The sequence below is a fragment of the Granulicella aggregans genome, assembly GCF_014203275.1.
In the GTDB taxonomy this organism is placed as follows: domain Bacteria; phylum Acidobacteriota; class Terriglobia; order Terriglobales; family Acidobacteriaceae; genus Edaphobacter.
In genome coordinates, this window is sequence record NZ_JACHIP010000002.1 from 222,575 (window position 1) to 241,563 (window position 18,989).

Sequence of the window (18,989 nt, forward strand, 5' to 3'; positions counted from 1 at the left end):
TAGACCGAAACTTGCCTTTCGCCAACGCGACACCGTAACCAATCTCGCCGAACCCAACCAGACTACTTCTTCGGAGCCTTCGGCTTGGGCTTTTTCGGTGGCTTCGGCTTCTTTGGTGGCTTCGGCTTCTTCGGCGGTTTGGTGGGAGTCACCGGCGTTGTCGAGACCCCGCCCAGCAGCTTGATCAGCGCCGGAGCATTGGGCGATCCCAAACCCGTGCAGGCATCCCAGCCCGGGCCGGCCGTGAACCCGCCGTTATTGCCAGAGGTGATGTCGTTGAAGCTCGACGCCGCCTTCGCCGCATAGATCGCCGGATTGATGAAGCCCGCCGACTTGCCGCTCATCTGGTTGGCGACGGCGATCAATCCTGCCCACAAGGGGGCAACCGCACTCGTGCCCCCGATGACCGACGTCTGGCCGTCCACCCGGATGATGTAACCCGTATTGGGGTCTGCGTCGCCCGAAACATCCGGAACTCCTCGCCCGCCGCCGCTAACTGTGGGAGCCGGAACCTTCGCGCTCGACTGCCAGCTTGGCAGTGGGAAGACGTTGCTGACGCCGCCGCCGGTTGCGCCCTCACCCGAGGCCTGCTCGTTCCACACCACTTCGGAGTTGATCGTGGACCCGGTCGCGTCAAGCATGGTGCCACCGCAGGCCAGCACGTGCGGACTCGAAGCCGGAAAGTCGGCGTGGTTGGCCCCATCGCTGACGCCGTCTGTCGATCCGTTATCGCCCGAGGCCACCGTGATCGTCACGCCCAACGCAGCCGCCGTCTGGCAGGCCGCATCGAGTGCATTCATAGACTGCGTCGTCCAGCTAGACTCAGGACCGCCCCAGCTGATCGAGATCACGCTCGGCTTGTTCGTCGTGTCATGTACTGCCGTGGTAATCGCGTCGATGAAGCCCTTGTCCGTGTTCGGCGTGAAGTAAACGACGATCTTCGCTCCCGGTGCAACGGCCGCCGCCACTTCGATATCCAGCATCACTTCGCCGTCGGCGGAGTTGGCGTTGGAGGGCGCGTTTTTGCCGCCGTCGACCGAGACGGCGGTGACGCTGGGAGGCGTTTGCCCGATGCTCTTGAAGTAGGCCGTGATGTCGGCGGTACGGTAGCCTCCGCCGAGCTCGATGATGCCGATTGTTTGCCCGGTGCCGCTGGCTCCGCTGGGGAAGCCGTACGCCTGCGCGACCTGGACTGGAGTGTAGGAGACGCCTGCGGATCCGGCATGGGGCTGGATACCGCCGGCGCCGGGGGTTGCTGCGGCAATGGCTTTGCGAATACGAAAATGCGGCACCGCTTGCGGACGATTATCGAGGCCGAGCACCGCCGTCACCGAGCCGATCAAACCCGCCGGCAGCGTGATCGATCCTTCGCGCACGCGATACTTCTGGCCGTTGATGACCGTCTGCATCAGCTGCACGCCGAAGGCCTTCTGCATGTCTGCGTTCGTTCCAGTCAGTTGGACCGTCCGCCGCGCGACCTGCTTCGGATCGGCTTCAACCTTAAGGTTGAATTCCTTGGCAAACTGCTTCACCAGCTTCACCGAATCAGGGTCGGCGGCATGCAACTTACCGAACTCAGCCCGTGTAAATCGTTCTTTGCCCAGCTTCTTTGTCTTGAGGGGTTGCTTCCGCTTTACGATGACCGAGACCGTGACCTTCGCCGACGAGGAAGCCGGCTTGGCCGCGGGAGCGCCATCGGTTGAGATGGAGACGACGGGAGACTTCTCGCTCCCGGGTAAAACGCTGCGGGGATGCTCAGCTAAACGCGGCAACTTTGCCATCGAATTCCCTCACCTGTCTCTATAAGTCGTCTGCTTGCGGCAAAATATTTGTAACCTTCTGAACAACTGTGAATGTTAGCCCCGAAGCGCATCACTCGTGTAGACGGTTTCGTAAATTATTTTTTTAGACTCTGGAGAGATCGTTTTGCTCAAAGAAAGTCCTGCCCCCGTCATTGAAACTGAGCGCCTTCGCCTACGTGGCCATCGCGAGGACGATCTCGCAAACTGCGTTGCCATGTGGTCGGAGGAGGCCGTCACACGCTTCACCGTCGGTCGGCAGCTTACCGAAGAAGAGATCTGGATGCGCATGATTCGGCACGTCGGCCACTGGGTCCTGAAAGGCTATGGCTATTGGATCATTGAGGAGAAGTCCACCGGCGTCTTTCTCGGCGAAGCCGGAATAGCCGAGTTCCACCGCGGGATCAAGCCTTCCATCGTCGGTACCCCGGAGGCAGGATGGGTCTTCTCCCCCGCCGCTCATGGCAAAGGCTACGGCTTCGAAGCCGCCAGCGCTTTCCTCGCCTGGGGCGAAACTCATTTCGGCAGTCTCCGCAGCGTCTGCATCATCGCTCCCGAAAATGCCTCGTCACTTAGGCTCGCCGCCAAACTTGGCTACGCGGAAGAGGCCCGCACCGAATTTCACGGGAAACCCGCAATCCTTCTTGGCAGAGGCCATTCAACACCCTGAACCTATCCTGCCCTAAAAGTGGCGCAACTGCTCCGACGGTTTCACCGGGATATCCATCGGTCTCGGCGGCAGCTTGTCCCCGCTCCGCTCCAGCGAGCGCGTAACAATCTCTTTCGAACCCAGCCCAACCGCCAGCGACAACGTCAATACAATTCCCCCGAAGAGTATTCCAAAGGCTAGTTCCACGATGTTGCCACCCACGCCGAGATGGTCGAGCACCATCGCCGCCGTCAGCACCAGCACCATCCACTTCACGCCTAACGACAGAAACCGCGCATAGGCCAGCTTCGCATTCACCGCGCCGATCAGCACCGATCGCGCCAGGAAACGAGCGACGATATTGCCCACCAGTAGCAGGATGATCGCGCCCACCGAGTGCGTCAGGTAGGGCAGAAGGAAGGACGACATCCGCGAAGCACTTGAATACGAAGCATCGAAGGCCGAGATGCCCACCACAAACCCCAGCACCACGCAGAGCCAGAACGCGGTCCGAACCACCAGCACCGTGGGACTGTGAGACGGAGCCCAGTCCTGGATGGACGAAGTGATATCGGCCGACCGATTCTTCGCCAGCCGCTCATCGAACTTCAGCGCGACCAGGATGCGCTTTAACACAAACGCCAGCAGCGCGCCGATGGCAGTCAGAATCGCAATCGCCAGGATCAACGCCAATAGCGAAGGCAGGAGACGGCTGAAGAACGACAGCATCCGGTACATGGAGTCGTGCAGGGCCACACCCATGTGCTGCCAGATGGACTGCCCACTCGACGGTACATACCCCGCCGTCGGGTCGGACGCGGGCTCCTGGTAGGTCTGCTGCAGAAACAGCGCGATATTTGCCATTGTGCGAACTCCTTGATTGAAACCGCTCCACGATCTGCGCCATAAAACCTTCATCGCAGCATGCAGCCTCTCTACGGATTGAATCTGTCCGGCCAGCGCCAGCGCGATACAAGATAAGCCTTGTCCGACTCGAAGATACGCGCCATCTCTTCGATATGCACCTCGGGATCGACTCCGGTCCGTGCCAGCAGAAAATGAGACGCCACCCATGCGAGATAGAGCGGAGTCAGCGCGCCCAACAGGTGACCTCGGTTGATGGTCCGCAACCTATAGGCAAGGATGAAGTCGTACACAATCCGCGCCCAGAGCGAATCTCCCATCCTGAACCCATCGGCGGGAGCCTGCGAGAGCCGCTTCAACGCCAGCAATGAATTCGGCGGCAGCACCAGCGACCAGATCTCCTGCAAATTCTTATAAGCCACGCGGAAAGAGTCAATCATCGGCTCGACATCAGGCAGATCGCCCGGGGCCGCCAGAGACTTCGTCACCTGGCGTCCTCCGCCTACCCGCGACCTCTGCCAGAACGCGGCGTTGGTCTCGATCATCGCGAACAAGGACGCTCCCACCTGCGCGAGCACAGCGTTTAGATCACCGCCAGCAGGCTGCGGCAGGGTGCGAGCTCCCGCGTCAACCTCTGTGACGCTATATCCCGAGGCACATGCCTCAGCAATCGGCCAGATCAACGCATCGTTTTGATTGGCTGCCGTGAAACGCTGCGCCACGGTTGCCAGCTTCTCCGCCATGCGCCGAGAAAGCCCAAGATCGACCGCGAGCGGGAATCTGGGCTGGCCGCCGAAGATCGCCCGACTGACCGGATAGAGCAGTGCCGAGTTGACCAGGCCCTCACGCGACCCTGTCGCATAACGCGGCACGGCAAGATCGCCACCGCTCGAGATCGCGCTAGCCAGCGCTCGCATCGCCTCTACCCGAAGCGTCTGGGCCTCCGGCCCCAGTAGCAGGCAGGCTGCGGCATCGTGTTCCTGCAAAGTCTTATACAGGCTGACAAAATCCGCCGCGCTCAGCAGCCAACCGCTCGGTGGAGGAGCCGTCAAGTCATCGGACACAATTTCAAGATTGGCGAAGTCCTGTCCCAGGCTCTTCGCTGCCTCGGCGCCCAGGTCCGGCGTCGACACGGTGATGTTGTTGCCGATAAAAGCGAGACTCAGCCGTCCAAGCGTTGCTTCGAGAGCCTCAGACGGCAGCGGAGTCAAAACCACCAGCAGCTTACTGGTGGGCGCTGCTGTCGCCGCGCTGGACGTATTGACTTCGGACGATATCGCTGCCATTAAACGTTCCCGCAATCGGCCGTGTGTTGTTCAACGGACTTTGGCTAATCCTAATATGGATGTCATCCAGCGGAGCGCAGTTGGCCGCACCGGTGGTCATGCAGCCTGCAGCCGGTATCTACGGCAGCGCGAGAATACCCAGCAGAGGAATACGCACCCACGCGGGCCGATTATTCAGTTCATAAAGTAGCTCGTAGAGCGCCTTCTCCAGCAGATAGGCATTCAACATCGCCTGCGCCTGCGCGGGGTCCTCAAAAAGGCCGGCATCGCTCACGATCGTCGCCTTATAGGCGTTCAGGAACTCCGTCGACACGGCGTTTATCCACAGCTTCGTCCACTGCTCCAACGGCCGGGACTCCTGCGCGGAAGCAGGTGGACGACGCTGCGTGAAGGCTCCCAGACCCGCGTACGCCGCGTAGCTGAACGACCGCAGCATCCCTGCGACGTCCTTCAGCGGCGACTGCTTCATCCGTCGCTCCTCGAGCGACCGCGCAGGCTCGCCCTCGAAGTCGAGGATCACAAAGTCAGCTTTCGACCGAAGCGTCTGCCCAAGGTGATAGTCGCCGTGGATACGAATTCTCTTCCCCGCCAGGTTAGCGTCGACCGCCGTCAGCCGCCGTGCCCGCGTAAGCAACTGTCGTCGCTGGCTCAAGGCCAACGCCGCCAGATCTGACAGACTCTCGCTATCACTGGACTCGCTCGGCGTGGAAGGGAGCCCGACCATGCCCCGGCGCAGGGCCTCTAGGCTGCTGGTGATCTGAGTCTCTATCCTCGCCGCGTCGCGCGACAGGTCCTCAGGGGTGAACGGCTCGGCGCGAAAGGCCGGATCCTCGGTCGGTGTCGCCAGCGCAAGATGCATCTCCGCAGTGCGCCGCCCCAGGTGCGCCGCGTTCTTCAGATACAGGCCCGCATGTTCGTCAGCTTCGGCAGGCACGTCCGAATCGCGGTCGAACGCCGGGAAGGTTCCCGCATCGTGCGGTATGGGACACGTCGCGCAACTATCGAAGTACCGCGACAACTCATCGAGCGTCCACTGCCAACCGTCGCCCTCGTTTTGCACCAAGCCTTGCAGCATGGCCAGCGTGGTCGGCTCATCGTCGGGTCCACCGCTGCTCGTGATGTCTCCGAGAAACGGGGCAATCGGAGTGAAGTGGGCGACCTCGGTCAGAAAGCGGCCAATCTCGGTATCCGGGTTCTCACCCGGCTGGAGACGACGAAACAGCTTCATGATCAGCTTGCCCTCGTAGAGAATCGAGGTGTTCGACTGCTCCGCTGACCCCGTCCGCGCAGGCAAAGCTCCCTCTCCCCGCGCCGCGTCGAAGGCCGCGCTCTTGTGCCCCTTGACTCTTCCCAAAGCCGACGGCAGATCGCCATTCCGCTCGATCAGCGTCAACAACCGCTGCCGGAAGCCCTCATCGGCCGCGCCGTCATGCAGGATCGCGGGCCCGGACGAGGTATCGAGCGTCGCAATGATCGCGGACGCCGAACTCTCCCGGACGCGCTCGACGTCCGCGCCGCTGCTGATGCACAGCGGCAGTTGGTAGGTATCAACCACTCCATCTCCGTAAGTGATCTCGAGAAAGACAATCGCACAGGTAGAAGCCGCAGGTGCACCCGACGCGCGAGGCAGAGGAACCGAGTCCGCCACGCGCACGCTCTCAAGCGTTCGGGACTTCGCCCCAAACCATCGCTGCCGAATCAGGTAATTCGGCAGAAGCTCCTGCAATAGGGCCAATCCGGGGCCGGTGAGGATCGCATTGATCCCTTCACTCTTTCCTATTAAATTCAAGTTCGCCAGTGAAGCTTCGTCACTCTTCACCACCGGCGTCTCAATGAACTCCGGAGCCGGCTGCAACTCCAGCCAGAAGAACGAGTACGGTGAAAGCGTGATCGCGTAAGGCGTATTGCCGATCTGCGGGAACGAAACGTAGCCCAGCATCTCAACCGGCATCATTCCTTCGAACTTTCGCAAGTCCAGCGATACCGGTTGAGCAAAACGCGAGAGATTGGCGACACAGAGAACCGTCTCCGAAGGAGCGCTGTCATCTGCCTTCAGATGCCGCACATAGGCAAGGATCTTGCGGTTCTCCGGATCGAGGAACTCAAGCGTGCCGCGCCCGAAGACGCGGAAGAGCTTGCGCAGCGCGATCATGTTCTTCGTCCAGTACAGCAGCGAAGAGGGATCCGACTGCTGCGCCTCGACATTGATCGCCTGGTAGCCCCAGATCGGATCCATGATGACCGGGAAGTAAAGCTTCGCGGGCACCGCCTTCGAGAAGCCCGCATTGCGATCGGAGTTCCACTGCATCGGCGTGCGCACGCCGTTGCGGTCGCCGAGATAGATGTTGTCGCCCATCCCGATCTCGTCGCCGTAGTACATAATCGGCGTGCCAGGAAAGCTCAGCAGCAGCGAGTTCAGCAGTTCAATGCGGCGGCGATTATTGTCGACCAGAGGAGCAAGCCTGCGACGAATGCCAACGTTGATGCGCATTCGAGGGTCGGCCGAGTAAGCGAGATACATATAGTCCCGCTCATCATCGGTCACCATCTCCAGCGTCAGTTCATCGTGATTGCGCAGGAACAAACCCCACTGGCACGACTCCGGAATCTCCGGCGTCTGCGCCATGATGTCCGTGATGGGCAGGCGGTCTTCCTGCCGAAGCGCCATGTAAATGCGCGGCATCAGAGGGAAGTGGAAGGCCATGTGGCACTCGTCGCCATCGCCGAAGTAAGGCCGCACATCCGCCGGCCACATGTTCGCCTCGGCAAGGATCAGCCGGTTGCTGTACTCCGCGTCCAGGGCAGCGCGAATCTCTTTGATCTTGACGTGCGTCTCAGGAACGTTCTCGCAGTTCGTCCCGTCGCGTTCGACGAGATATGGAATCGCATCAAGCCGCAGGGCATCCACGCCCATGTCGAGCCAAAAGCGCATCGCCTTCAGCACCTCATCCATCACACGCGGATTGTCGAAGTTCAGGTCGGGCTGATGCGAAAAGAACCGGTGCCAGTAAAAGGCCTTCGCCGTATCGTCCCACGTCCAGTTGGATTTTTCGGTGTCGGTGAAGATGATGCGGACGCCTTCGTACATGCGGTCCGTCTCCGACCACACATACATCTCACGCTCCGGCGAGCCGGGCAGAGCGTGCCGCGCCGCCTGAAACCAAGGGTGCTGATCCGAAGTGTGATTAATGACCAGCTCGATCATCACCTGCATCCCGCGCAGGTGGGCCGCATCGATGAACTGTTTGAAGTCGTCGAGTGTCCCATACGAAGGATTTACATCAACATAATTCGCGATGTCGTATCCATCGTCGCGCAGTGGCGATGGGAAGAACGGCAGCAGCCAAAGGCACGTCACGCCCAGGTCCTGCAGATAATCGAGCCGCGACATCAGCCCTGGAAAGTCGCCGATACCGTCGCCGTTCGAGTCCTGAAACGCACGAACGTGAATCTCGTAGATGACGGCATCTTTGTACCAAAGTGGATCAGTAGCGCTTCCGGCTTTCTTCACTCGGATATCTCGGCTTTCTCGTTCTCATCGGTTGGGGCGTCTTGAATTAGCTGTTGTGTGTGTGTCACGCGGAAAATGTGAGCAGGCATCACATCCGGTCTTAGCGCCACATAGTTGCTGCGATCATGCCACTTGTAATGCACGCCCGTGAGTAGATCTTCCACGTCAAAGGTCTCATCGTGCGCGATGCCCAGAGACTTCAGATTCACGTCGATCCAACCCGCCTGCTCATTCTTTGGATCAAGGTTGATCGCAACCAGGATGATGTTGTCGTCGTCTCGCTTGTGATAGCACATCACCATCGGATTATCGACGGCGTGGAACTCCAGCGAGAGATCGCTTTGCAGTGCGACATTTTCGCGGCGTATCTCGTTGACCCGCGTGATCAGCGGTGCAATGGAGTACGGCGCGTCCAGCTTCCATTGCCGAACTTCATACTTCTCGCTGTTCAGGTACTCTTCGCTGACCTTCTTCGCCGGAGCATTCTCACCCAGTTCATACGCAGGCCCATAGATGCCATAACTCGCGCCGAGCGTGGCCGCAAGGATCAGCCGTTGCATGAAGGCCGGACGTCCGCCCTCCTGCAAGGCTGCATGAAGGATGTCCGGGGTGTTCGGCCACAGGTTCGGGGTGAAGAAATCGCTGACCGGCGGCTTGGTGATCTCCTCAAAGTACTGCTGTAGATCAGCCTTCGTGTTCCGCCAGGTGAAGTACGTATACGACTGCGTGAATCCCGCCTTCGCGAGCGAATACATCACGTGCGGCCGAGTAAACGCTTCTGCAAGGAAGATCACCTCGGGATGCTTCGCGTGAATCTCCGCGATCACCCACTCCCAGAATGGCAACGCCTTGGTGTGCGGATTGTCCACGCGGAAGATCTTCACTCCATGCCGTACCCAGTGCTCGAAGACCTCGTGCAGATTCTCCCAGAGATTGCGCCAGTCATTCGACTCGAAGTTCAGTGGGTAGATGTCCTGGTACTTCTTGGGCGGATTCTCCGCGTATTGAATCGTTCCATCGGGACGGATGATGAACCAATCAGGGTGCTCTTTCACCCAGGGATGGTCTGGCGAGCATTGAAACGCAATGTCCAGCGCGATCTCCATCCCACGATCGTGCGCCGCAGCGACCAGGCCCTCAAACTCGTCCATCGTGCCCAGCTTCTTGTGGATCGCCTTATGGCCGCCATCGATTGACCCAATGGCCCAGGGACTACCCTCATCACCTTTTTCCGCGGTTACGCTGTTGTTCTTGCCCTTGCGATAAGCCACCCCGATGGGGCTAATGGGCGGCATGTACAGAACGTCGAATCCCATCGCCTGAATTGCAGCCAAACGTTCGCGTACATCCGCAAAGGTTCCATGCCGTTGCTTCTCCCCCTCTTCAAGGGCAGCCGCGGAGCGTGGAAAGAGCTCATACCAGGTCGAGAATCTTGCCCGTTCCCGATCCACCCACAGATCGAAGTCTTCGCTGCGCGTCGCCAAAGCCGGGTCGAAGTACTTCGCCGCAAGCTCACAGATGCCGGGGGTAATCGGATCCTCGTAGAAGACCGCCTTCTGCTCGGCCATCCATTCGAGCGACAACTGGACCTCGCGGATGGCGATAGAATCCCTGCCTTTCGCAAAGCTTGCCGCGCGCTCCAGAAGGAGCGCCCCCGACCTCAACGCCAGCGGAATGTCCTGTTCGGAGGCAGTTGAATCTGAATTAGCAGGGTCGGGCTGCGCCTCAAGACGCTTGCGCAAGTCCGCCTGCCAGGTATCGAAGTGATCGATCCAGCCCTGCACCGCATACTGCCATGCTCCAATCTGGTCGATGACGAAGCTTGCAGACCAGATATCGTTGCCCTCTGCCTCAAGCGGGATGCTGTGCCACCTGCGCTCACCCTTCATCCGATAGAGCAGCTGTCCCCCAACATGATCGTGCCCGTCGCCAAACATCGCGGCAGACACCTTCACGCGATCACCCAGGAAGCGCCGCACCGGATATCGTCCACACTCCACGACCGGTTGAATTGCCTCGATGACGACTCGCTTGCGGCCCTCTACTGGTTTCATCAGATATGCCTTGCTGCCTGGGGCGTGAAGCTGGTTTATGAGCGTCTTTATCTCTTCGTAACGAGCAAGCGGCTTACTTTTCAGTGAGTTCAAAGTCCGTTTTCATGGCTGCCCTTCCGTTGGCATCCAACCGTGGAAGAACAGCCATCTCCTTGTAGAGATGCCATATGCGTGTCAACCGGTTGCTGAGTGGAAAAGCTCGTCCCGATTACCGCCCGAACGAATTCTGAACGAGGAAATCTTGTCGAAAGCACGGCGCACGCCCCAAAGCTCCCCCTCCAAAGCAAAACTGCCCCTGCATGGGTCCCGGATTGAAGACTACGCCATCATCGGCGACTGCGAGACAGCCGCTCTGGTCTCACTCTCCGGGTCAATCGACTGGCTCTGCCTGCCGACCTTCTCGTCGGCGGCTTGCTTCGCGGCCCTGCTGGGTACCGCCGACCACGGCCACTGGAAGATTGCACCCTCAGCCACGGTCCTCTCAACTCATCGGACCTATGCCGGGCCGACGATGGTGCTCGAGACCACCTTTGAGACCCGCTCCGGCGCCGTCAAACTTATCGACTTCATGCCGGCGCGCGGCGAAGATTCCAACATCATTCGAATCGTTCGCGGTCTGCGTGGCAAAGTAAAGATGGAGACCTCGCTCGCACTTCGGTTCGACTACGGCCGCACCGTGCCCTGGGTGACCCGCAAGGATCACGAACTGCGCGCTGTCGCCGGCCCGGATATGGTCGTGGTCCGCGGCCACCATGAAGGTGACGGCGAGATCCACATGAGAGGAAAGGGTCTCTCTACCGTCAGCGAATTCACTATAAGAGAGGGAGAGACCGTCTCCTTCACGCTGACCTACAGGTCCTCTCTTCTGAATGTCCCCAGTCCTCTGAATGTAGAGAAGAGCCTCGCCAGCACGCTGCGCTATTGGAAGAAGTGGATGTCCGGGTGCACCTACAAAGGCGAATATGGCGTCGCCGTCAAGAGGTCATTGATGACTCTGAAGGCGATGACGTACCGCCCATCCGGCGGCATCGTGGCAGCAGTGACGACATCGCTGCCTGAGAGCATCGGCGGCGTTCGCAACTGGGACTATCGCTACTGCTGGCTACGCGATACCTCCTTCACGCTGTTAGTGCTGATGCTCGCCGGCTATCGCGACGAGGCTGTCGAGTGGCGCAAATGGCTGCTGCGGGCGGTCGCTGGCGATCCCGCGCAGGTGCAGACCATCTACGGCATCTGCGGCGAACGCGAGTTAAAGGAGTGGCAGGCCGGCTGGCTGCCAGGTTACGAGAACTCGAAGCCCGTAAACATTGGCAACGGAGCTGTCGGCCAGTTTCAGCTCGATGTCTTCGGCGAAGTCGCTGCCGCACTTGCCCGCACGCCGCAAGCAGACGACGATCTTCGCGTCTCCTCGAGCGCCCTGCAAGCCGCGCTCGTCAACCACCTCTGCGATGTCTGGCAGAAGCCCGATGAAGGCATCTGGGAGGTACGCGGACCGCGCCGTCACTTCGTTCATTCCAAGGTGATGGCATGGGTCGCAGTGGATCGCGCGATCCGAACCGTGGACCGTTACGGCCACGCCGCCGATCTGCCACGATGGAAGAAGGTCCGCGCCGAGATTCACGCCGAAGTCATGAAAAAGGGCTTCAATAAAAAGCTGAACAGCTTCGTCCAGTACTATGGCTCGACGCAGCTTGATGCCTCCTGCCTGCGCATCGGCATGGTCGGGTTTCTACCGCAGGACGACCCAAGAATCATTGGTACCGTCAATGCGATCCATGAGGGATTGACGGAAGACGGTTTCGTTCTCCGGTATAAGACGGAGAAGTCGGTGGATGGCCTTCCAGGCACAGAGGGATCGTTCCTCGCCTGCAGCTACTGGATGGTCACGAGCCTGTATCTCATTGGCCGCAAAGACCAGGCGCGAAGACTCTTCGAACGCCTTCTCAAACTCAACAACGATGTCGGCTTGCTGGCCGAAGAGTACGACCCGCGGGCGAAGAGGATGGTAGGTAACTTTCCACAGGCGTTGTCGCACATCGCACAGATCCACGCTGCGTTTACCCTATCGAACCAATGGACTCCAGCGATGATCAACAGTCCGATTGAGCGAGCGTAGGCCTGCCGGATATAAGAAGCCGCATACCGCCGTGCAATGCAACCTCGTGGGACGTTTTAGCTTCTTACTTTAATTCTGGGCCAGATGTGCGTCTGTTGTCGGTCTAAACGTTCATCCTGCTTGCAAATGCAGGCAATATCAACATTTGCTGCTCTTCAGGCGAGAGTTTATGCCCCGTACTCCCCAATCGACATACCGTCTTCAGTTGCATAAAGACTTTACCTTCGACGATGCGGCCGCCATCGCGAACTACCTGCGCGAGCTTGGCGTCTCGCACGTTTACAGCTCTCCATATCTGCAAGCTGCTCCGGGAAGCACGCATGGCTACGACGTCGTCGACCATCGCCGCGTGAACGAAGAGCTAGGCGGGGTTGCCGCACACAAACGCTTCTGCGAAAAGCTAGGCGAGACCAGGCTGGGGCAGGTCCTTGACATCGTTCCGAACCACATGTCGCTCGGCCGCGAAAATCACTACTGGTGGGACGTGTTAGAGAATGGCCCGTCGAGCCGCTACGCCTCCTTCTTCGACATCGACTGGCAGCCACAGGAAGAGCGTCTGCGCGATAAGGTCCTTGTTCCCGTCCTTGCTGACCAGTATGGGCGTGTTCTACAGGCAGGCGGAATCGAGGTGAAGCGCAGCGGCAACCGGTTCCTCGTCTGCGCATCGGAACAACAGTTTCCCACCTCGCCGCTCTCGCTCACCGCGATCCTGCCCCGCGCAGCGGAGTACGCCAAGTCCGACACGCTCAGCTTTCTCGCCGCCTCCTATGGCCGCCTTCCTGTGCCCGAATATTGGGACCGCCGCCTCATCTTGACGCGCCATCGCGATAAGACCGTGCTGAACAAGATGCTGGGCCGCCTCTGTGCGGAAGAGCCGGCGGCGTGCGAGGCAATTGACCGCGCAGTCGCTGAGTTGAACGCGAACCAGGATGCTCTCGACGATTTCCTGAGCCAGCAAAACTACCGGCTCTCGTATTGGAAGACCGCCGATCAGCAGCTAGGCTATCGCCGCTTCTTCGATGTCAACACGCTGATCGGCCTGCGTATTGAGCGCGAACACGTCTTCGAGGAGACGCATGAACTGATTCTCGGCTGGCTGAAGGAAGGCGTTCTCGATGGCATTCGTATCGACCACCCGGATGGCCTTCGCGATCCACTCGAATACTTCCGTCGCCTGCGCGCCGCCGCGCCCGAGGCATGGATCGTCGGAGAGAAGATCCTCGAACCCGGAGAGTTTCTGCGCCAGGAGTGGCCCATTGAAGGTACCAGTGGTTACGACTTTCTCAACGTCGCACTGAATATTCTTGTGAAGCCCGAGGGAGTCGCCGAACTCGATCGCATTTACGCCGAGTTCACCGACCGCTCGACTGACTTCCACGCCATCGCCCACGACAAGAAGTTGGCTGTCACACAAGAGGCCCTGGGCAGTGACGTCAACCGCCTCACCTCGATCTTCGTCAACATCTGCGAGACGAATCGCAATCAGCGTGACTATACCCGCGCGGAGATTCGCCGCGCCATCCGCGAAGTTGCTTCCTGCTTTACGGTCTATCGCACCTACGTCGTGCCTTCGCGAAATGAGATCACCTCCGAAGACCGCGAGGTCATCACTGCGGCGACCGAATGCGCCAAGGCCAATCGAAGCGACATCGACGGTGGACTCTTCGACTTTCTGCGCGATGTGCTGACCATGCAGGTGACGGGCAAGGAAGAGAGCGAGTTCGTGCTCCGCTTCCAGCAGTTCACCGGCCCGGTGATGGCAAAGGGCGTGGAGGACACTGCCTTCTACTGCTACAACCGGCTGACCGCGATGAACGAGGTTGGCGCGGACCCGTCACGTCAGGGCTCGACCATCGAAGAGTTCCACGCCTACAACGCGAAGATGCAGGCGACCCATCCGTTGACCATGACCACGCTCTCGACCCACGACACCAAGCGCAGCGAAGATGTCCGCGCCCGCATGGCCGTGTTGTCAGAGATACCGGAGGTCTTCGCCCACGCCATCTATCGCTGGTCGGAGAATACAACGCAGCATCGCGCCAGCTTCCTCGATAAGGGCACACAATACTTCTACTACCAGACGTTGATCGCCGCGTGGCCCATCACACCTGATCGCATGAAGGCCTACATGCAGAAGGCGATGCGCGAGGCCAAGGAACAGACCACCTGGGTCGCGAACAACAAGGACTACGAAGACGCCGTCAACAACTTCATCGACGGCACGTTTTCAGACAAGGCCTTCCTCGCCGAAGTAGAGACCTTCGTAGTAGGCATCAAGCGCGCCGGATGGATGAACTCACTTTCGCAGACGCTATTGAAGCTAACTGGCCCGGGCGTGCCCGACCAGTACCAGGGCACCGAGCTATGGGACTTAAGCCTCGTCGACCCCGACAACCGCCGCCCCGTCGACTACGACCTGCGCCGCCGACTCCTCAAAGAAGTTCACGTAGCGAGTCTCGAACAAATCATGCAGCGCATCGACGAAGGCCTGCCCAAGCTTTGGACCATCCATCGCGGACTCACCCTGCGCCGCCGTCATCCCGAGCGCTTCGGCGAGACCGCCGCCTACACGCCCATCATCGCGACCGGAAGGAAGGCCGAGCACGCTGTCGCCTTCCTTCGTGGTGACTCCGTTGCGACCATCGTTCCGCGCTGGACGATGAGCCTCAACAACGATTGGGCGGACACGAAGATCGTGATTCCCGAAGGCCGCTGGCACAATCACCTTACCGATGAGCCGCTGCTTGGCGGTACGCATCTTCTCTCCCAGCTTCTTGCCGAGTTCCCCGTTGCCCTGCTCACCAAAGAGGAAGAATAAGCATGCACGAGTTCAAGCTCTGGGCACCGCGCCCAAACAAGGTCTCCGTTCAGATCTGCAATCAGCTTCATCCCATGGAAGGCCCCGACGAACACGGCATGTGGCATGCCCTGGTGGAGACCTGCGGCCCTGGTGACGACTACGGCTTCGTCCTCGATGATGATCCCCAGGCATGGCCCGATCCCCGCAGCAAATGGCAGCCCAACGGTGTCCACGGACTATCGCGCATCTACGACCAGAAGGCCTTCCACTGGCGCGACCAGTTCTGGCAGGGTCCGCCCCTGACGGGCGCCATCATCTACGAGATGCACATCGGCACCTTCACGAAAGATGGCACCTTCGACTCAGCCATCACCAAGCTGCATGAGCTGCAGGCACTGGGCGTGACCCACATTGAAGTAATGCCCGTTGCCGCCTACGCCGGCGACCGCGGCTGGGGCTACGATGGTGTCGCTCTCTTCGCCGTGACCGAAAACTACGGCGGCCCCGAAGCTCTCAAGCGCTTCGTCGATGCTTGCCATGACACAGGTCTCGCCGTGCTGCTTGATGTGGTCTATAACCACTTCGGTCCGGTGGGGAACTACACCGGCAAGTACGGACCTTACGTCACGAATCGCCACATCACGCCGTGGGGCGATGCCATTAACTTCGAAGAGGCGGGCAGCGACGAAGTCCGGCGCTTCTTCTGCGATAACGCCCTCATGTGGATGCGCGACTTCCACTTCGACGGCCTGCGCCTCGACGCGGTGCATGAATTCATGGACCGTTCGGCGCTGCACTTCATGGAGCAGTTGTCTGCTGAAGTCGACGTTGCCAGCGCCACATTAGGCCGTCGCCTCGTCCTGATCGCGGAGAGCGACCTGAACGATCCTCGCATCGTCACTCCACGTGAAGCTCGTGGCTACGGCATGGACGCGCAGTGGAGCGACGACTTCCATCACGCGCTCTTCACCATCCTGCACTGCGACGAAGGCGGCAAGGGCTACTACGACGACTTCGGCTCGCTGGACAAACTCGTAAAGTCGCTCAAGGACATCTTTGTCTACGACGGCGTCTACTCGAAGTACCGCAAGCGCCGCCACGGCAGGCCTGTCATCGGCCTCTCGGCTCATCACTTCATCGGCTTCATCCAGAATCATGATCAAGTCGGCAATCGCGCAACGGGCGACCGCCTCGAACACATCATCGGGCTCGACAAGGCCAAGGTCGCGGCGGGCATCGTCCTCACCTCTCCCTTCACGCCGATGATCTTTCAAGGCGAGGAGTTTGCCGCCTCCACACCCTTCCAATACTTCGCGGACCATGAAGATGAAGAGATGGCGAAGCTCGTCTCCGCCGGTCGCAAGAAAGAGTTTGCCGCCTTCGGCTGGGACGACGGTCTCATCCCCGATCCCGAAGACCGCGAGACGTTCCTACGTTCAAAGCTCAACTGGGATGAGGTGCATCAGGACTACCACGCCGACATGCTCGACTGGTTTACGAAGCTCATCCACATCCGTCGCGCTTCGCCTTCGCTCAACGATGGCGATACCGCGCACACGCAGATCATCTTCGAGCCGGAGGATAAGTGGCTCGTCATGGAGCGCGGTCAGGTAAAGGTGCTCACGAATCTCGGTTCAAAGCCCGCAGAGTTTGACGTGCCAAGCGGCTATCGCCTGATCGCCCAGTCGAGGCCTGAGGTCACTATCGAAGGGGAGAAGGCAAAGCTACCGCCCAACACATTCGCCATCCTTTCATCGGAAGAAGCACCGGAATAGATACGAAGGCGCTATACCCTTGATGCTATGAAGAGATTTCCCCGCACATTGCCGACGGCAAAAGTCTTCGCGCTCGCTACACTCATCGTGGCGTCGTCTGTTGCTCCATCTTTCGCCGCAGCACCGCTGGCAAAGAGTGCGGGCGATGCACGGGGGAAAGAGATTATTCGCACTTTGAACCTAAGCGTCCTGCCAAAGGAGTCCGGCTACCTCGGCCTCATTGGGAACTCTGCGATCAAGACGTCTGTCGATGGCAAACAGGTCGCAGTACAGAGTCAGGTTTACTACATGCTCACACGCGAGCGGCCCATCAACTATCTGCACTGGCTGGCTGGCGATGATACTCACATCCTGATCGAAGGCGGCCCGGTCGACTACTTCATCTTCCACCCCGATGGCCATACGGAGAAGGTCACACTCGGTCGCAACTACGCCGCTGGGGAACGCCCGCTGGTGGCCGTGCCCGGTGGATGCTGGAAAGCGCTCCGGTTGCATGATGGTGCAAGCTACGCACTGATGGCGAACGTTCTCTCGCCGGAGTTCACACCGGACCGCGTAAAGATTGGCGCTGATGAAGACTGGATCAGCAAGTACGCGGGATCTGCTACGTGGGCCACGCGCGAGACACTGCGGACCTTCATCGGCCCAAACTGGACGGGCAAATAGTGGCGGCCATCACTCGCCCGGCTTCGTCTCTACAGCAGACGGCTTCGCGGTCTTCCATGAAGGAGGATCAGCCGCAGAGGTCTTCTTGGCCTCGGCGTCTTCGGGGCTCGATATCCCGACCAGCCGCAACACTTTTCCGAAGCTTCTTATCACTGGATGCACGCTGTCCCTCGCTGCCTCAGGTTACTCTCTTTCACCGCAACCCAGGCACTCCACCTCGGCCAGCCCTGTACCTTTGAAAGGACCCCATATGACGACAACTTCGCCACATCCGATCCAATCGCTGCTTCTTTCCCGCGCTTTTACTTCGCTGGTCATATTCCTGGCCCTTGCCACCACCGCCCTAGCGCAGGACGCTGCGAAGAAGCCAGAGCCCGATGTGATCGTTTTCAGCAACGGCGACCAGCTTACCGGCACGGTCGAGCGCGGCGCCGGCGACTCGGTCGTCTTCAAAAGCGACATGGCTGGTGAGATCACTGTCCCCTTCTCTAAGATCAAAGAACTCCGCGCCCACGGGCAGTTCGCCCTGCTGCGCAAGGACACCAAGACACCGACGACCAACGTTCAGGAAGGTACCGTTGGCTACGCCGACAGCAAGGTGACCCTTAGCAGCTCCGCAGGTACGCTCGAAAGCGTTGAGCCGAAGAACGTCGACTTCATCATCGACCAGCCCACATACGACAAGCAGGTACTCGGCCACGTTCCGTTATGGGGCGGATGGCACGGCAACGTCACCGGTGGCGCAACCTTCGTGCGCTCCACGCAGAACGGCTCTACATTTACCGCAAGCGCAGCGCTGATTCGCGCTATCCCGCTCGTCACGTATCTTCCTCCAAAGAGCAAGAGCATCCTCAACTTCACCGAGACCTATGGCAAGCTGACCCAGCCGGTCTTTCCTCAGCCTGATCCCGCTCACCCGCTTCCCGACACCGTCATCAAGACCAACATCTTCGCCGCCGGCTTCGAACAGGACCAATACTTCTCACCCCGCTTCTACGGCCTCGGCCACGTCAACTTCAACCACGACTACTCGCAAGGCCTCGATCTGCAGCAGGTCTACGGTGGCGGTATTGGATGGACGGTGTTCCAGCAGCCGAAGCAGGAACTCGACCTGAAGGCCGATGTTCATTACGAGAAGCAGCACTTTGCGCAACCCGCCGACCCGACGACAACCCCAGCGACGCCGGACCAGAATTTGATCGGCTCGACCATCTCGGAGCTCTACCACCGCAACCTGCCCAAGGGCATTGTCTTCAACGAGAGCGCCGACGCACTTCCGGCCTTCAACAACTCAAACGCGTACTCGGCCGACGCGACCGCCGGCATCGTTCTTCCCGTCTACAAGCGCCTGGGAGCAAACTTCACCACGACCGACAACTTCCTCAACAATCCCGCTCCGGGATTCAAAAAGAACAGCTTCCAGTTCGTCCTGGGTGTGACATACACCCTGCCGTAAGCGCACAGAACAG

12 protein-coding genes are annotated in these 18,989 nt (G+C 59.7%); 6 read left to right on the forward strand and 6 right to left on the reverse strand.

The window, feature by feature from the left end; translation table 11 throughout:
* Nucleotides 1-62: 62 nt before the first annotated feature.
* Nucleotides 63-1,781, reverse strand: a complete 1,719-nt coding sequence (locus HDF16_RS06420; RefSeq protein ID WP_184214677.1) for a S53 family peptidase — start codon at nucleotides 1,779-1,781, stop codon at nucleotides 63-65.
* A 145-nt stretch (nucleotides 1,782-1,926) separates the two neighbouring features.
* Here HDF16_RS06420 and HDF16_RS06425 point away from each other — a divergent pair, with 145 nt between their 5' ends.
* Nucleotides 1,927-2,469, forward strand: a complete 543-nt coding sequence (locus tag HDF16_RS06425; RefSeq protein ID WP_221312570.1) for a GNAT family N-acetyltransferase — start codon at nucleotides 1,927-1,929, stop codon at nucleotides 2,467-2,469.
* A 12-nt stretch (nucleotides 2,470-2,481) separates the two neighbouring features.
* Here HDF16_RS06425 and HDF16_RS06430 read toward each other — a convergent pair whose 3' ends face one another.
* The 4 genes from HDF16_RS06430 to HDF16_RS06445 all read right to left on the reverse strand — a co-directional run bounded on the left by HDF16_RS06430 (nucleotide 2,482) and on the right by HDF16_RS06445 (nucleotide 10,256).
* On the reverse strand, nucleotides 2,482-3,312 hold the full coding sequence (locus HDF16_RS06430) for a hypothetical protein (RefSeq protein ID WP_246408810.1): 831 nt from the start codon (nucleotides 3,310-3,312) through the stop codon (nucleotides 2,482-2,484).
* A gap of 71 nt (nucleotides 3,313-3,383) precedes the next feature.
* The gene (locus HDF16_RS06435) at nucleotides 3,384-4,598 is read right to left on the reverse strand and encodes a hypothetical protein (RefSeq protein WP_184214679.1); all 1,215 of its coding nucleotides are present in this window, start codon (nucleotides 4,596-4,598) and stop codon (nucleotides 3,384-3,386) included.
* A 118-nt stretch (nucleotides 4,599-4,716) separates the two neighbouring features.
* Nucleotides 4,717-8,109, reverse strand: coding sequence for a maltose alpha-D-glucosyltransferase (treS, locus tag HDF16_RS06440; RefSeq protein WP_184214681.1), 3,393 nt, complete (start codon nucleotides 8,107-8,109; stop codon nucleotides 4,717-4,719).
* The gene (locus HDF16_RS06445) at nucleotides 8,106-10,256 is read right to left on the reverse strand and encodes an alpha-1,4-glucan--maltose-1-phosphate maltosyltransferase (protein ID WP_246408812.1); all 2,151 of its coding nucleotides are present in this window, start codon (nucleotides 10,254-10,256) and stop codon (nucleotides 8,106-8,108) included. Before HDF16_RS06445 ends, treS begins: the two co-directional genes overlap by 4 nt.
* Nucleotides 10,257-10,404: 148 nt before the next feature.
* On the opposite strand from HDF16_RS06445, the gene HDF16_RS06450 reads away from it, so the two are divergent.
* The 4 genes from HDF16_RS06450 (at nucleotide 10,405) to HDF16_RS06465 (ending at nucleotide 17,520) form a co-directional block, all read left to right on the forward strand.
* Nucleotides 10,405-12,279: a glycoside hydrolase family 15 protein gene (locus HDF16_RS06450; RefSeq protein ID WP_246408814.1), complete on the forward strand. Its 1,875-nt coding sequence runs from the start codon at nucleotides 10,405-10,407 to the stop codon at nucleotides 12,277-12,279.
* Between the two features lie 169 nt (nucleotides 12,280-12,448).
* Entirely contained in the window at nucleotides 12,449-15,097 is a 2,649-nt protein-coding gene (gene treY, locus HDF16_RS06455) for a malto-oligosyltrehalose synthase (RefSeq protein WP_184214685.1), read from the forward strand.
* A gap of 2 nt (nucleotides 15,098-15,099) precedes the next feature.
* Complete coding sequence (gene treZ, locus HDF16_RS06460) at nucleotides 15,100-16,854, forward strand: malto-oligosyltrehalose trehalohydrolase (RefSeq protein ID WP_184214687.1); 1,755 nt, start codon at nucleotides 15,100-15,102, stop codon at nucleotides 16,852-16,854.
* Between the two features lie 27 nt (nucleotides 16,855-16,881).
* Nucleotides 16,882-17,520 (forward strand): cupin domain-containing protein, encoded by a 639-nt coding sequence (locus HDF16_RS06465; RefSeq protein ID WP_184214689.1) that lies wholly within the window; start codon nucleotides 16,882-16,884, stop codon nucleotides 17,518-17,520.
* Nucleotides 17,521-17,529: 9 nt separating this feature from the next.
* Here HDF16_RS06465 and HDF16_RS30180 read toward each other — a convergent pair whose 3' ends face one another.
* Nucleotides 17,530-17,682, reverse strand: coding sequence for a hypothetical protein (locus tag HDF16_RS30180; RefSeq protein WP_221312572.1), 153 nt, complete (start codon nucleotides 17,680-17,682; stop codon nucleotides 17,530-17,532).
* Nucleotides 17,683-17,770: 88 nt separating this feature from the next.
* Here HDF16_RS30180 and HDF16_RS06470 point away from each other — a divergent pair, with 88 nt between their 5' ends.
* A complete protein-coding gene (locus HDF16_RS06470; RefSeq protein ID WP_184214691.1) occupies nucleotides 17,771-18,976 on the forward strand; it encodes a DUF481 domain-containing protein in 1,206 nt (401 codons plus the stop codon).
* Nucleotides 18,977-18,989 lie beyond the last annotated feature (13 nt).